Annotated in this window: 10 protein-coding genes; 6 read left to right on the forward strand and 4 right to left on the reverse strand. The window is 70.0% G+C overall.

The annotated features are described in order from the left end of the window. The 3 genes from glgX to ACXJLU_RS01980 form a co-directional block, all read right to left on the reverse strand. On the reverse strand, nucleotides 1-1,942 hold a 1,942-nt coding region (glgX, locus tag ACXJLU_RS01970; protein WP_457328825.1), incomplete at its 3' end, for a glycogen debranching protein GlgX. After that, on the reverse strand, nucleotides 1,939-4,119 hold the full coding sequence (gene glgB, locus ACXJLU_RS01975; RefSeq protein WP_457328826.1) for a 1,4-alpha-glucan branching protein GlgB: 2,181 nt from the start codon (nucleotides 4,117-4,119) through the stop codon (nucleotides 1,939-1,941). The genes glgB and glgX, both read right to left, overlap by 4 nt. Nucleotides 4,120-4,135: 16 nt before the next feature. Beyond that, nucleotides 4,136-6,604, reverse strand: a complete 2,469-nt coding sequence (locus ACXJLU_RS01980; RefSeq protein ID WP_457328827.1) for a glycogen/starch/alpha-glucan phosphorylase — start codon at nucleotides 6,602-6,604, stop codon at nucleotides 4,136-4,138. A gap of 145 nt (nucleotides 6,605-6,749) precedes the next feature. Here ACXJLU_RS01980 and glgC point away from each other — a divergent pair, with 145 nt between their 5' ends. The 5 genes from glgC to ACXJLU_RS02005 all read left to right on the forward strand — a co-directional run bounded on the left by glgC (nucleotide 6,750) and on the right by ACXJLU_RS02005 (nucleotide 12,224). Further along, entirely contained in the window at nucleotides 6,750-8,018 is a 1,269-nt protein-coding gene (gene glgC / locus ACXJLU_RS01985) for a glucose-1-phosphate adenylyltransferase (protein WP_457328828.1), read from the forward strand. Between the two features lie 7 nt (nucleotides 8,019-8,025). After that, entirely contained in the window at nucleotides 8,026-9,477 is a 1,452-nt protein-coding gene (glgA, locus tag ACXJLU_RS01990; RefSeq protein ID WP_457328829.1) for a glycogen synthase GlgA, read from the forward strand. A 127-nt stretch (nucleotides 9,478-9,604) separates the two neighbouring features. Then, the gene (locus tag ACXJLU_RS01995; RefSeq protein ID WP_073464118.1) at nucleotides 9,605-9,853 is read left to right on the forward strand and encodes a hypothetical protein; all 249 of its coding nucleotides are present in this window, start codon (nucleotides 9,605-9,607) and stop codon (nucleotides 9,851-9,853) included. Nucleotides 9,854-9,953: 100 nt separating this feature from the next. Further along, complete coding sequence (locus ACXJLU_RS02000; RefSeq protein WP_457328831.1) at nucleotides 9,954-10,931, forward strand: aliphatic sulfonate ABC transporter substrate-binding protein; 978 nt, start codon at nucleotides 9,954-9,956, stop codon at nucleotides 10,929-10,931. A 132-nt stretch (nucleotides 10,932-11,063) separates the two neighbouring features. Continuing rightward, nucleotides 11,064-12,224 (forward strand): CAP domain-containing protein, encoded by a 1,161-nt coding sequence (locus ACXJLU_RS02005; protein WP_457328832.1) that lies wholly within the window; start codon nucleotides 11,064-11,066, stop codon nucleotides 12,222-12,224. On the opposite strand, the gene ACXJLU_RS02010 is transcribed toward ACXJLU_RS02005, so the two are convergent. Beyond that, a complete protein-coding gene (locus ACXJLU_RS02010; RefSeq protein ID WP_457328833.1) occupies nucleotides 12,214-13,323 on the reverse strand; it encodes a threonine aldolase family protein in 1,110 nt (369 codons plus the stop codon). The two genes, ACXJLU_RS02005 and ACXJLU_RS02010, sit on opposite strands and share 11 nt — an antisense overlap. Nucleotides 13,324-13,390: 67 nt before the next feature. Between ACXJLU_RS02010 and ACXJLU_RS02015 the strand changes: the two genes are divergently transcribed. Continuing rightward, nucleotides 13,391-14,866: a Fic family protein gene (locus ACXJLU_RS02015; RefSeq protein WP_457328834.1), complete on the forward strand. Its 1,476-nt coding sequence runs from the start codon at nucleotides 13,391-13,393 to the stop codon at nucleotides 14,864-14,866. Nucleotides 14,867-14,908: the final 42 nt, after the last annotated feature.

A 14,908-nucleotide genomic window follows, 5' to 3' on the forward strand; every position in this document is an offset into this window, starting at 1 on the left:
CGGCACATCGCGGCACATCGGTGTCGCCGGCGTTCATCAGCATCAGCAAGGCCTGGCCGGACGGCCCCGGCGCGCCGATGGCCGCGCCCAGCGCGCGCTGCGCCGGGTCGCGCCAGTCCGCATCCGCGAGCGGCGTGCCGTCGGCCTGCAGCCAGCCGAGGTCGACGCGGCCCTGCGCATCGGCGAGGCCGCTGTACCAGCGGTCGAGCAGCGGCCGGTGCGTGCGGCGCAGCGCCAGCACCTGCGCGGTGAACGCGACCAGCGCGTCGTCGGCGCGCGACCAGTCGATCCAGCTGGTCGCGTTGTCCTGGCAGTAGGCGTTGTTGTTGCCGCCCTGCGAATGCCCGAGCTCGTCGCCGGCGCACAGCATCGGCGTGCCCTGCGACAGCAGCAGCGTGGCCAGCAGCGCGCGTTGCAGCCGCCCGCGCAGCGCCCGGATCACCGGGTCGTCGCTCGGCCCTTCGACGCCGGCGTTCCAGCTGTGGTTCTGGTCGTGGCCGTCGCGGTTGCCTTCGCCGTTCGCCTCGTTGTGCTTGCGGTCGTGGCTGACCAGGTCGGCCAGCGTGAAGCCGTCGTGCGCGACGATGAAGTTCACCGATTCGGCCGGCATCCGTCCGCGCGCCTGGAACACGTCGGACGAGGCGCACAGCCGCTGCGCCAGCTCGCCGCGGCTGGTCTCGCCGCGCAGCCAGAAGCTGCGCACCGTGTCGCGGAAGCGGTCGTTCCACTCGGCCCAGCCGGGCGGGAACTGGCCGAGCTGGTAGCCGCCGAGGCCGATGTCCCAGGGCTCGGCGATCAGCTTCACGGTGGACAGCAGCGGGTCCTGCGCGATCGCGTGGAAGAACGCGGCACCGGTGTCGAAGCCGCCAGCCGTCGCGCCGCGGCCGAGCACCGGCGCGAGGTCGAAGCGGAAGCCGTCGACGTGCATCTCGCTGACCCAGAAGCGCAGCGAATCCATCACCAGCTGCAGCACCCGCGGGTGACCCAGGTTCAGCGTGTTGCCGGTGCCGGTGTCGTTGACGTAGAGGGCAGGGTCGTCGGGCCGCAGCCGGTACCAGGCGGCGTTGTCGAGGCCGCGGAAGTGGATCGTGGGCCCCTGCTCGTCGGTCTCGGCGCTGTGGTTGTAGACCACGTCGAGGATCACCTCGAGGCCGGCCGCATGCAGCCGCTTGACCATCGTGCGGAATTCGTCGCGCACCGCGGCGCCGGACGCGCCCACCGCGGCGAGCACCGGGCTCGGGCAGAAGAAACCGACCGTGTTGTAGCCCCAATAGTTGCGCAGGCCCATGCGCACCAGCCGTTCTTCGTCGAGCGCCTGATGCACCGGCAGCAGGCTGACGGCGGTGATGCCGAGCAGCCGCAGATGGGCGATGGCGGCGTCGCTCGCCAGGCCCGCATAGGTGCCGCGCTGTGTCTCGGGCACGCCGGGGTGCAGGCGGGTGAAGCCCTTCACGTGCACCTCGTACAGCACCGCGTCGGCCAGCGGTGTGCAGGGCGGCGCATCGCCGCCCCAGTCGAAGCTATCGTGCACGACACGCGCCTTCAGCGCCTGCGCGCCGTTGTCGCGAAGGTCCATCTCGAGCGGGCGCTGGCGGTCGCCGCCGAAGTGCGGGTCGTTCCAGTCGAAGCGGCCGACGATCTCGCGCGCATACGGGTCGAGCAGCAGCTTGTTCGGGTTGAAGCGCTGCCCGCGCTCCGGCTGCCACGGGCCGTGCGCGCGCAGGCCGTACACCAGCCCCGGCTGCGCGCCCGGCAGGTAGCCGTGCCACACCTGCTGCGTGCGCCCCGGCAGCGCGGTGCACGATTGCTGCTGCGTGCCGGCGTCGTCGAACAGGCACAGGGCTATGCCCTGCGCGTGGTCGGAGAACACCGCGAAGTTGATGCCCTGGCCGTCCCAGTGCGCGCCCAGCGGCCACGGGCGTCCCGGCTGCAGCGGCGTCAAGCCTCCCACTCCAGGAACACGGTGGCCAGCGGCGGCAGCGTCAGCATCACCGACTGCGCACGGCCCTGCCACGGCACGTCTTCCGAGCGCGCGGCCCCGAGCGGCGTGCCGACATTGCTGCCGCCGTAGTGCGCCGAATCGGTGTTGATGCGCTCGCGGTACTCGCCCGGCCGCGGCACGCCGACGCGGAAGCCCGAGCGCACCGTCGGCGTCAGGTTCGAGACGACCAGCACCGTCGCGCCGTCATGGCGGCCCTGCCGCACGAAGCTGATCACCGAATGCTCGGCATCCTGGTGGTCGATCCACTCGAAGCCGGCCGGGACGAAATCCTGCTCGTACAGCGCCGGCGTGGCGCGGTAGAAGCGGTTCAGGTCGCGCACCAGCCGCTGCACGCCCTCGTGCAAACCATCAGACAGCAAATGCCAGTCGAGGCTCTGGTCATGGTCCCATTCGCGCTCCTGCGCGAACTCGCCGCCCATGAACAGCAGCTTCTTGCCCGGGTGCCCGAACATGAAGCCGTAGTAGGCGCGCAGGTTCGCGAACTTCTGCCAGCGGTCGCCCGGCATCTTCGCGATCAGCGAGCCCTTGCCATGCACCACCTCGTCGTGCGAGAGCGGCAGCACGAAGTTCTCGTTGAAGGCATACACCAGCCCGAAGGTCATCTCGCCGTGGTGGTGCTTGCGGTGCACCGGGTCGCGCGCCATGTACTTCAGCGTGTCGTGCATCCAGCCCATGTTCCACTTGTAGTGAAAGCCCAGCCCGCCGGCGAAGGTGGGCCGCGACACCGCCGGGAACGCGGTCGATTCCTCGGCCAGCGTCACGGCCTGCGCCCGCTCGATGCCCACCACCTCGTTCATGCGCTTCAGGAACGCGATGGCCTCCAGGTTCTCGCGCCCGCCGTGCACGTTCGGGATCCACTCGCCGGGCTCGCGGCTGTAGTCGCGGTACAGCATCGACGCGACCGCATCGACGCGCAGCCCGTCGACGTCGTAGCGCTCCAGCCAGTACAGCGCATTGCCGACCAGGAAGTTGCGCACCTCGGTGCGGCCGAGGTTGTAGATCAGCGTGTTCCAGTCGTTGTGGAAGCCTTCGCGCGGGTCGGCGTATTCGTACAGGTGCGTGCCGTCGAACTGCGCGAGGCCGTGCACGTCGCTCGGGAAATGCGCCGGCACCCAGTCGAGCAGCACGCCGAGGCCGGCCGAATGGCAGCGGTCGACGAAGCGCCGGAAGCCCGGGCCGTCGCCGAAGCGCGCGGTCGGCGAGTACAGCCCGACCGGCTGGTAGCCCCAGGAGCCGTCGAACGGGTGCTCGCTGACCGGCATCAGCTCGAGGTGGGTGAAGCCCATGTCCTGCGCATACGGCACCAGCGTGTCGGCGAGTTCGTCCCAGCTCAGCCAGCGGTCGCCTTCCTCGGGCTTGCGCCGCCATGAGCCGAGGTGCACCTCGTAGATGCTGACCGGCGCATCGAGCGCGTTCGACTGCTGGCGCTGCGCCGAGGCCGGCGCGAGCCGCGGCATGTGCGACACCACGCTCGCGGTGGCCGGCCGCAGCTCGGACTGCAGCGCGTACGGGTCGGCCTTCTGCGGCAGCACATGGCCGTCGGCGGTGCGGATCTCGTACTTGTAGCGCGTGCCCTCGGCGATGCCGGGCAGGAAGATCTCCCACACACCGCACTCGCGGCGCAGTCGCATCGGGTGGATGCGGCCGTCCCAGTGGTTGAAGTCGCCGACCACGCTGACGCGCGACGCGTTCGGCGCCCACACCGCGAAGCTCGCGCCGCTGATGCCCTCCATCACGCGGATCTGCGCGCCCAGCGTTTCGTAAGGTCGCAGGTGCGTGCCTTCGGCCAGCAGCCACACGTCGAGCTCGCCGAGCACCGGCGGGAAACGGTAGGGGTCGTCGACGGTGGCGCTGCTGCCGTCGGCCCAGGTGAACTGCAGCCGCCAGGCGCCGGCGGTACTGCCGAGCATGCCTTCGAAGACGCCGTCGGGGTGCAGCTGCGTCAGCACCGACAGCGGCTGCCCGTTGTCGGCGTCGACCGCCAGTGCCGCGCGCGCACCGGGCTGGAAGCAGCGCAGCCAGCGCTGCCCGCTCGCATCGGCATGGGCGCCCAGCACCGAGAACGGATCGCCGTGGCGGGCGTGGCGGATGTCCTCGATCTCGGCGGGGGTCAGCATGGGCGGCAGCAGCGGGTCATGCCACCGATCGTAGCGCTGCGCCGGCCTTCAGCTCGGGGTCGATGTTCCAGATGTCGCGTGCGTACTCGCGGATCGTGCGGTCGGACGAGAACACGCCCATGCCGGCCACGTTGGCGATCGCGCGCGCGATCCAGGCCTCGCGGTGGCCGAACAGCGTGTCGACGCGCTGCTGCGTCTGCACGTAGGCGTCGTAGTCGGCCAGCAGCAGGTAGTGGTCGCCGCCCCACAGCAGCGAATCGATCAGCGGGCGGTAGCGGTCGCGCTCGTCGGGCGAGAACAGGCCGCCGGAGATCGCGTCGAGCACCGCCTTCAGCGCCGGGTTGCCCTCGTAGTGGCGCATCGGGTGGTAGCCCGAGGCCTTCAGCGCCTGCACCTCGGGCGTCTTGAGCCCGAAGATGAAGATGTTGTCGTCGCCGACGCTCTGGCGGATCTCGATGTTCGCGCCGTCGTCGGTGCCGATCGTCAGCGCGCCGTTCAGCGCGAGCTTCATGTTGCCGGTGCCCGACGCTTCGGTGCCGGCGGTCGAGATCTGCTCCGACAGGTCGGCGCCCGGCATGATCACCTCGGCCACCGAGACGCCGTAGTTCGGGATGAACACCACGCGCAGCTTGCCGCCGACGCGCGGGTCGGCGTTGACCACCGTGCCCACGTCGTGGATCAGCCGGATGATCGACTTGGCCGTCTGGTACGACGACGCCGCCTTGCCGGCGAAGATCACGGTGCGCGGCACCCAGTCGAGCGTCGGGTTGGCGATGATGGCCAGGTAGCGCGTCACGACGTGCAGCACGTTCAGCAGCTGGCGCTTGTACTCGTGGATGCGCTTGACCTGCACGTCGAACAGGCTGCCCGGGTCGACGTGGATGCCGGTGTGGCGCTGGATGTGCTCGGCCAGGCGCTTCTTGTTGTTGAGCTTGATCGCGGCGAACTTGCTGCGGAAGGCCTCGTTGCCGGCGTGTTCCTTCAGCTGCGCGAGCTGGTCGAGGTCGAGCCGCCAGCCGCGGCCGAGCGTCTGGTCGAGCAGGTGCGCGAGGCCGGGGTTGGCCTGCGCCAGCCAGCGCCGCGGCGTGACCCCGTTGGTCATGTTCGTGAAGCGGGTCGGGTAGATCGACGCGAAGTCCGAGAAAATGGTCTTGGTCAGCAGCTCGGAGTGCAGCGCCGAGACGCCGTTCACCTTGTGGCTGCCGACGATCGACAGGTTGGCCATGCGCACGCGGCGCTCGCCCGATTCGTCGATCAGCGACAGGCGGCGCAGGAAGCCGTCGTCGCCGGGGCGCTGCTTCGCGGCCAGGTCGAGGAACTCCTGGTTGATGCGGAAGATGATCTCCAGGTGGCGCGGCAGCACCTGCTGCATCAGCGCCACCGCCCAGGTCTCGAGCGCCTCGGGCATCAGCGTGTGGTTGGTGTACGAGAAGGTCTTCTGCGTGATCGCCCAGGCGTCGGCCCACGGCATCGTGTGGTCGTCGCACAGCACGCGCATCAGCTCGGCCACGCCGATCGCCGGGTGCGTGTCGTTCAGGTGGATCGCGACCTGGTCGGCCAGGTTGTGCAGGCTGTCATGCTCGTCCAGGTGGCGCGAGACGATGTCCTGGATCGACGCGCTGGTGAAGAAATACTCCTGGCGCAACCGCAGCTCGCGGCCGGCCGGCGTGCTGTCGTTCGGGTACAGCACCCACGAGATGTTCTCGTACTCGTTCTTGACGCTGGCCGCGCGGGCGTAGTCGCCGGTGTTGAAGGCGTTCAGGTCGATGTGGGCCGGTGCGGCGGCCTTCCAGAGGCGCAGCGTGCTGACCTTCTGCGTGCCGTGGCCGGGGATCACCATGTCGTAGGCCTTGGCCTCGACCGAGCCGGCAGGGCGCCACACCGCGTGGGCCTTGCCGTCGGCATGCATGTGCTGCTCGACATGGCCGCCGAAGCGCACCGGGTAGCTGATGCCGGGCCGCGGAAACTCCCACGGCGTGCCGTCGGCCAGCCACGGATCGGGGTGCTCGACCTGGCGGCCGTGCGCGATGCCCTGCGCGAACATGCCGTATTCGTAGCGGATGCCGTAGCCGAACGACGGCAGGCCGAGCGTGGCCATCGAGTCGAGGAAGCAGGCGGCCAGCCGGCCGAGGCCGCCGTTGCCGAGCGCCGCATCGGGCTCGTGGTCGGCCACGTCTTCGAGCGTCTGCGCATGCAGCGCGACCGCGGCGGCGGCCGGCTCGCGCAGGTCGAGCGCCGCGAGCGCGTTCGACAGCGTGCGGCCGATCAGGAATTCCATCGACAGGTAGCAGACCCGGCGGGCCTTGGCGGCGCGCTCGATGGCCTGGGTCTGGACCCAGCGTTCGGAGAGCTGCTGGCGCGCGATCTGGGCCACGCCGTGCATCACGTCGACCGGGGTGGCGGCGGGCGGCGCGACGCCGACGGTCTTCAGCAGTTGCTCGTCGAGGGCGGCCTGCATCTGCTGGGGGGGGGTCTGGGGTGTCATGTACGGGGAAGTCATCGGCGGGGGTCCTGCAGTGTGGGCCAGACTTTGCTCGTTTGTCCCGGCGTGCGCAAGCGCGGGGGCAGTGCTTCAATGCGGTGCGGGCCGTGCACAATCGGTGCGCGCCGCGACCCCTCCTGGAGACATCATGCAACCCATCGATCTTGCGTTGAGCCTCGACCTGCCCAAGCGCGCCGTCGCGCTGGTGCTGGCCGGTGGCCGGGGCAGCCGGCTGAAGAACCTGACCGACCGCCGCGCCAAACCGGCCGTCTACTTCGGCGGCAAGTTCCGCATCATCGATTTCGCGCTGTCGAACTGCCTGAACTCCGGCATCCGGCGCATCGGCGTGATCACGCAGTACAAGTCGCACAGCCTGCTGCGCCACCTGCAGCGCGGCTGGGCCTTCCTGAAGAGCGAGATGAACGAGTTCGTCGACCTGCTGCCGGCCCAGCAGCGCAACGACGACGAGAGCTGGTACCGCGGCACCGCGGACGCCGTCTACCAGAACCAGGACATCCTCGCGAGCTACGGCGCCGACTACGTGGTGGTGCTGGCCGGCGACCACATCTACAAGATGAACTACGCGCTGATGCTGGCCGACCACGTGGCCAAGGGGCGCGAGTGCACGGTGGGCTGCATCGCGGTGCCGCGCCACGAGGCGGTGGCCTTCGGCGTGATGGCGGTCGACCGCGACAACCACATCGTCGATTTCGTCGAGAAGCCGGCCGACCCGCCGCCGATGCCGGGCCACCCCGACATGGCGCTCGCGAGCATGGGCATCTACATCTTCAATGCGCGCTACCTCTACAAGGAGCTCGAGCGCGACATGAACGACGCCGATTCGAGCCACGACTTCGGCAAGGACATCATCCCGCGCGCGGTGCGCAACGGCCAGGCCTCGGCGCACCCGTTCGAGCTGAGCTGCGTCAGCACGCGGCACGGCGAGGCACCGTACTGGCGCGACGTCGGCACCATCGACGCCTACTGGGACGCCAACATCGACCTGACCGCCACCGACCCGCTGCTGAACCTGTACGACAAGCGCTGGCCGATCTGGACCTACCAGGAGCAGCTGCCGCCGGCCAAGTTCGTGCACAACCAGGACGAGCGCCGCGGCATGGCGGTCGAGTCGCTGGTGTCGGGCGGCTGCATCGTCTCGGGCTCGGTCACGCGCACCGTGCTGTTCTCGAGCGTGCGGGTGCATTCGCACGCGGTCGTCGCCTGGTCGGTGCTGCTGCCGGGTGCGCAGATCGGCCGCGGCGCGCGGCTCATGCGGGTGATCGTCGACCGCGCCTGCGTGATCCCCGACGGCATGGTGATCGGCGAGGATGCCGAACTCGATGCCCAGCGCTTCCACCGTTCCGAGAACGGCATCACCCTCGTCACGCGCGACATGCTCGCCAAACTCACCGCCTGATCACTGCATGAAAGTACTCCAGGTTGCCGCTGAAATCTTCCCGCTGGTCAAGACCGGCGGCTTGGCCGACGTGGCCGGTGCCTTGCCCCAGGCGCTGGTGCGCGCCGGCGCCGACGTGCGGCTGGTGCTGCCCGGCCTGCCGGCCATCGCCGACGCGGTGCTGCACCAGAAGACCGTCTGCGAGATCGGCGCGGCCTTCGGCGCGGCGCGCGTGCGGCTGACGCTCGGCACGATGCCGTACAGCCACCTGCCGGTCTACGTGGTCGATGCGCCCTACCTGTACCGGCGCGGCGGCAGCCCCTACCAGGCGCCCGACGGCAACGAATGGCCCGACAACGCGCAGCGCTTCGCGTTGCTCGGCTGGGTCGCGGCCCACATCGCCGCCGGCGAGTTCGACCCCGACTGGGTGCCCGAGGTGCTGCACACGCACGACTGGCATGCCGCGATGGCCTGCGCCTATGCGCATGCCCATGCGCCGACGCGCGCGGCGCGGGTCTTCACGGTGCACAACCTGGCCTACCAGGGGCTGTTTCCGGCGGGCGACTTCAACCTGCTGGGCCTGCCGGCGCGCTACATGGCGGCCTCGGGCGTCGAGTACCACAGCCAGCTGTCGTTCATGAAGGCGGGGCTGAAGTTCGCTGACCGCGTGACGACCGTCAGCCCGACCTACGCGCGCGAGATCGCGACGCACGAGTACGGCTGCGGGCTCGACGGCGTGATCCGCGGCCGCGGCGGCGATGTCTGTGGCATCCTGAACGGCGTCGACCCGGAGGTCTGGAACCCAGCCACCGATGCCGGCATCGCCAAGCGCTACCAGGCCGATTCGCTGGTCGGCAAGGCGGTCTGCAAGCTCGCGCTGCAGAACGAACTGGGGCTGGAGCGGCGCGCCGATTCGCCGCTGTTCGGCGTTGTCAGCCGGCTCACCTCGCAGAAGGGGCTCGACCTGGTGCTGGCGGCGCTGCCCGGTATCCTGCAGCGCGGCGGGCAGTTCGCGCTGCAGGGCAATGGCGACCGCGCGCTGGAGGCGGCGTTTGAGGGCGCCGCGCGCGCCCACCCGGCGCAGGTGGCGGTGCGCACCGTGTACGACGAGGCGCTCGCGCACCGCATCATCGCCGGCAGCGACGCGCTGCTGATGCCGTCGCGCTTCGAGCCCTGCGGGCTGACGCAGCTGTATGCGCTGCGCTACGGCACGCTGCCGGTGGTGCGGCGCGTCGGCGGGCTGGTCGACACGGTGGTTGACACGACCGACGAGACGATCCGCACCGACCGCGCGACCGGCTTCTCGTTCGAGCCGGCCAGCTCGATGGCGCTGGAGGTCACGGTCGACCGGTTGCTGCACGCCTACGGCCAGCCGGCGCTGTGGCAGCAGCTGATGCGCCGCGCGATGGCGCAGGAGTTCTCGTGGGACGTGGCCGCGGCCTCGTACATGCGCCTGTACGCGCAGTGCCGGGCGAAATAGGACCGCAAAGCAGGACCGCAAAGCAGGGCCACCCCCCAAACGGGGGCGCCAATCTTGTCGATGGAATTTGCGATCGAATGCGTTCACAGTTCGCCCCTTCCGGTACGGGGCCGGCGTGGAGCAGAGCATGCATTTCCAGGAGCAGACAGTCGGTGATTTCAAGATCTATGCCGGCGCGATCGAGGTGGCGCACGGCGGCTACGTGGCCGCGGTGGTGGTGAAACAGGTGCACGGCAACGGTGCGCCCTGCGAGGTGTTCCGCGACGAGGCCATGTGCGACGGCCGCTGCTGGACCGACCCCGAATCGGCGCTGCACTACGCGATGACGGCTGGGCGCTCGGTGATCCGGGACCGCAGCCGGGTCGAAAGCGCCTGAACGTCGCATCCGTCGGCGCATAAGGATCTGCGCATTGCGTCGTTGCCGGCGTGTGGGGCGGCGCTTAGCGTCGCGGGCTCCGCCACCCCGAGAGCCTTCGATGCAGTCCCCCGATCTTCCCGACGCCGCTCCGGCCCATCCACGCCGCCGCTTCATCGCGGCCGCGCTGGCCGCGAGCCTCGTGCCGGCTACCCGCGCGGCCGACGCCGAGACGCTGCGCATCGGGTTCCAGAAATCGTCCACGCTGATGATCTTCCTGAAGTCGCGCGGCACGCTGGAACAGGCGCTGGCGCCGCTGAAGGTGCACGTCACCTGGCACGAGTTCACCTCGGGGCTGCCGCTGCTGGAGGCGCTGAACATCGGCGCGATCGAGCTGAGCGCCGACGTGGCCGATGCGGTGCCGCCGTTCGCGCTGGCGGCCGGCGCGAAGCTCACCTACTGCGCGATCGAGACGCCGTCGCCGCAGGCCCAGGCGATCGTCGTGCCCAAGGAGTCCCCGATCACCGACGTCGCGCAGCTGAAGGGCCGCAAGGTCGCCTTCGCGAAGGGCGCCGGCGCGCACTACCTGCTGCTGGAGGCGCTCGCGAAGGCCGGGCTGGCTATCGGCGACATCGAGCCGGCCTACCTGAGCCCGGCCGATGCACGCGCGGCGTTCGAGAACGGCAGCGTGGCCGCCTGGGTGATCTGGGACCCGTTCCTCGCTGCGGTGCAGCGCCAGGCCGGCGCGCGCATCCTGCTCGACGGTGGTTCGCTGTCGAGCTACCGGCGCTTCTACCTCGCCGCGACGCCGTATGCGCAGCGGCGCCCGGACGTGCTCGGCACGGTGTTCACCGAGCTGCAGCGTGCCGGCGACTGGATCAAGAAGAACCCCGGCCCGGCGGCCGAATGGCATGCGCCGGTGATCGGCCTCGATGCCGCGACGGTGGCCGCGGCCAACCTGCGGCGCAGCTACAAGGTGCAGGCCGTCGACGCCGAGGCGCTGGGCGAGCAGCAGCGCATCGCCGACGCCTTCACGCGGGCGCGGGTGCTGCCGCGCCGGGTCGTGATTGCCGAGTCGCCGGTCTGGCGGCCCAGCTGACGCAACAGCGGAGGGTGTGACGCCAGGCGTCGGCCTTGCAACACCCTGTGTGCGGATCGTGCCGGATAACGGGCTCGCAGCGGGCCTGGGCCGGCCTGTGCCGCGTGGTCCCGTGCTTGCTTGCCGAGGGGCATGCCCTCTCATCGTCATTCCATCGGATCCTCGGCCGGGCTGTTGAGCCTGTTCATGCTGGCCGCCTGCGGCAGCGGCGGCGACAGCAGCGAGGTCAGCCAGAACCCGCCGACCGGCAATGCGCCGAGCCCGGCGCCTGCGCCGGCGCCCAGCCCCGCACCGTCCCCTGCGCCTTCACCCGCGCCATCGCCGGCCCCATCGCCTGCGCCTGCGCCCGCACCCGCACCCGCACCCGCACCCGCACCCGCACCCGCACCCGCACCCGCGAGTGCCACGGCCTTCGGCGCCATCGACACCAGCAACCGCGCCGAGGTGCTCGCGCGCTACCAGGACGGCTTCGTCGCGCTGCGCAAGACCACGTTCAGCTGGACCGGCAATGTGGCAGGCTGCGCGGCCGGCGACACGCCGCTCGCGTACAAGAACGCGGTCGTCAAGCTGGTCAACTACTACCGCGCGATGGCCGGCCTGCCGGGCGACGTGACGCTGTCGCTGACCAAATCGGCGCAGGCCCAGAAGGCAGCGCTGATGTTCGACGCGAACGACCAGCTCAGCCACACGCCGCCGACCACCTGGACCTGCTACACCGCCGACGGCGCCACGGCCGCCGGCAAGTCCAACATCGCCTTGGGCACGAACCTCAACAGCGCCAGCGCCAACAGCTCGGGCATCGGCTCGATCCCGCTGTACGTGATGGACGGCGGCGTGGCGTCGCTCGGCCACCGGCGCTGGGTCTTCAGCCTGGTGCTCGGCGAGGTCGGCACCGGCGACACGCCGCAGGGCAACGCGCTGTGGGTGCTGGGCAACACGCATGCGGCACCGGCCGTGCCGAACGGCATGCCCTGGCCGCCGCGCGGCTACGTGCCCTGGGACAACAAGATCGCCGAGCCGGCGATGCGCTGGTCGTTCTCGTACCCCGGCGCGGATTTCTCGGCCGCCACCGTGACGATGACCGATGACGCCGGCGCGGCCGTGCCGGTGACCGGCGTGGCCGAGCTCGACAAGAACTATGCCGAGAACACGATGGCCTGGTCGATCGGCGGCAGCGGGCAGCCGTGGTCGCGGGCGCCGGCCGACACCAGGCTCGGCGTGACGGTGTCGAACGTCAAGATCGGCGGCGTCGCGAAGAGCTTCAGCTACGACGTGACCTTCATCAAGCCCTGATCGCGGCCGCCAGCTTCGCGAACAGCGGGAGCACGGCCGCATCGTCGGCCTGCAGCAGGCGGTCGCCGACGTAGAGCTCGGTCGCGCTCCAGCCCGGCACCTCGGCGGCCCGCACATGGCCGAAGAGCCAGCCGCGGTCTTGCGCGGCGAGCGCGTCGCGCGCATCGAGCACCGCATCCGGTGGCGCATCGAAGAACAGGTGCAGCAGGTTGGTCTGCGGCACGCGCGGGTTCACGCGCAGGCCGGGGATCGCGTTCAGGCCGGCGGTCAACGAGACCGCGCGCTCGTACAGCGCCGGCATCAGCGCGAGGCGTTCGTCGAAGCGCATCGCGGCCGACACCAGCATCGGGCTCAGGTGGTAGAGCGTTCCGCCCAGGCGCCGGCGCCACAGCCGGGCCTGCGCGATGAAGTCGTCGCTGCCGGCCAGCATCGCGCCCGAGACGGCGCCGATGCCCTTGTACAGCGACACGTAGACCGACTCGAAGCCGGCGGCGATCTCGGCCGGGCTGCGCTGGTAGAACGCCGCGCATTCCCACAGCCGGGCGCCGTCGAGGTGCAGCGGCAGGGTGCGTGCGCGCGCGACGGCGTGCAGCGCGAGCAATTCGTCCCACGAGGGCAGCTGGCCGCCGGCTTCGCGGATCGGCAGCTCGACGATCGCGCAGGCGAGCGGCTGGCGCACCGCTTCCAGGTCCGACGCGAGCATCGGCCGCAACCGGTCGCCGATCGGCACCGCATGGCACTGCAGCAGCGCGCTGAAGGCCTCCTCCTCGTGCAGCGCGAGGTGCGAGGTCGGGTGCAGCCCGAAGCGCGGCAACCGTGCCGCCTCGGTGTGGATGCGCAGCGCGGCGAGCTGCGCCATCACGCCGCTGGGCATGAAGACCGCGGCCGGCTTGCCGAGCAACGCGGCGATCTTGCGTTCGAAGTCGGCGGCCAGCGCGCCGTTGCCATAGTGGTCGTGCTCAATGCCATGGGTCTCGCACCAGGCCGCCATGCGGGCGAACTCCTCGGCCGGCGTCAGCGTGGCGAAGTCGGGGACGATCAGCGTGCATTGGCGGCGCAGCTGCTGGCGTTGTTCGGGGGTCAGCGGGTTGGAGGGCATGAGCAAATTTCAAAAAAATGGGCCGATATCCCTAGAATCCAAAAAAACTTCGAAGCGGACAAGAAAAATGAGGCCTGTCGGGTACGAGCACCTGCGCCAGTCCCTGTCGCTCCCGGCGCTTGCGCCGGCCAAGCCGGCATGGCTGAAGCCGGTCACGCGCATCGAGCCGGGTGAAACCTTCCTGTCCGTTCCGCGCAGTGTTGCACCCGACACGACGCAGCCGCTGGCGCACCTGCTCTTCGCGCTGAAGCACGAGGGCGTCAACCTGCAGATTCTCTCGCAGGCCTTGCCGCGCGTGGACCCCGCCGCGTTGATGAACCAGCTCAGGCAATCGCCGAGCGGTGCCTACATCCGCCTGGCCTGCTGCCTGTGGGAGCGCTTCACCGGTCGGGAGCTGGCCGACCTGCCGGCGATCGGCGGCCAGACCGTGCCGGTGTTCGATCCGGCGCGCTACCTCACCGGCCCCGAGCGTCGCGATCCCCGCTGGCGGGTGTCCTTCAACGGCCTGGGTTCGCTGCGCTATTGCGCGACCGTCGAGCGCACGCCCTGGCTCGACAAGGCGATGGCCTCGGGTGTGCTCGACCGCACCCGCGAGTTCATCGATTCGCTCGGCGCCGGCATGACCGACCGTGCGTTGCGCTGGGCCTACCTGCACGAAACCGAAGACTCGTTCGCGATCGAGCGCGAGGCACCGAGCGAAGACAAGGCTCGCCGCTTCATCGCGCTGCTGCACCAGGCGCATGACGGTCCCGCGTTGAGCGAAGACCACCTCGTCGAACTGCAGAACGCGGCGGTGAGCAGCCTGCACGTGAAGGCGGTGCAGTTCCGCCGCGAGCAGAACTGGTTGCGCGGCCCGGCGCGCGGCGCTGCCGGCGTGACCTATGTGCCGCCGCCGCCCGATCTCGTGCCCGAGCTGATGGACGAACTGGTGGCGTTCGCGAATGCCGCGCCCACCGTCATCGATCCGATCGTCGCCGCGGCGATCGTCTCGTTCGGCTTCGTGTTCATCCATCCCTTCATGGACGGCAATGGCCGGCTGTCGCGCTTCCTGTTCCACCAGGCGCTGTGTCGCTCCGGGCGGCTTCCGAAGGGAACGCTGCTGCCGGTGTCGGTGGCGATGAAGCGGCATGAAGACGACTACCTCGCGGTGCTGCAGCGCTATTCGCGGCCAGTGCGCGAGTTCTGGGGCGTGCGCTGGATCGACGAAGGGCAGTACGACCTGCAGTTCCGCGGCGACGATTCGCTCTACCGCTACTGGGACGCCACCGCCTGCGTCGAGTTCGGTTACCGGATGGCCGAGCAGGCGCTGGAAGTCGAACTGCGCCAGGAGACGGAGTTTCTCGCGCGCTACGACGCCATCGTTCGAACCGTCGGTGAGCGCTTCGACCTGCGGGGCAGCGATCTCGCAACGCTGGTGCTGAGCGCGCTGGACAACGGTGGCAAGGTCTCGAACCATCGACGAAAGCAGTTCCAGAACCGTGTGCCCGACGGCGTGTTCGATGCTGTTCAAGCCGCGGCCGCCCGGTTCGCTGCGCCGGACTGACAGGCCTCGCCTGCATCGACGAGCGTCCGCAATCGGGCTAAG

It is taken from the genome of Rhizobacter sp. P5_C2 (assembly GCF_054049715.1).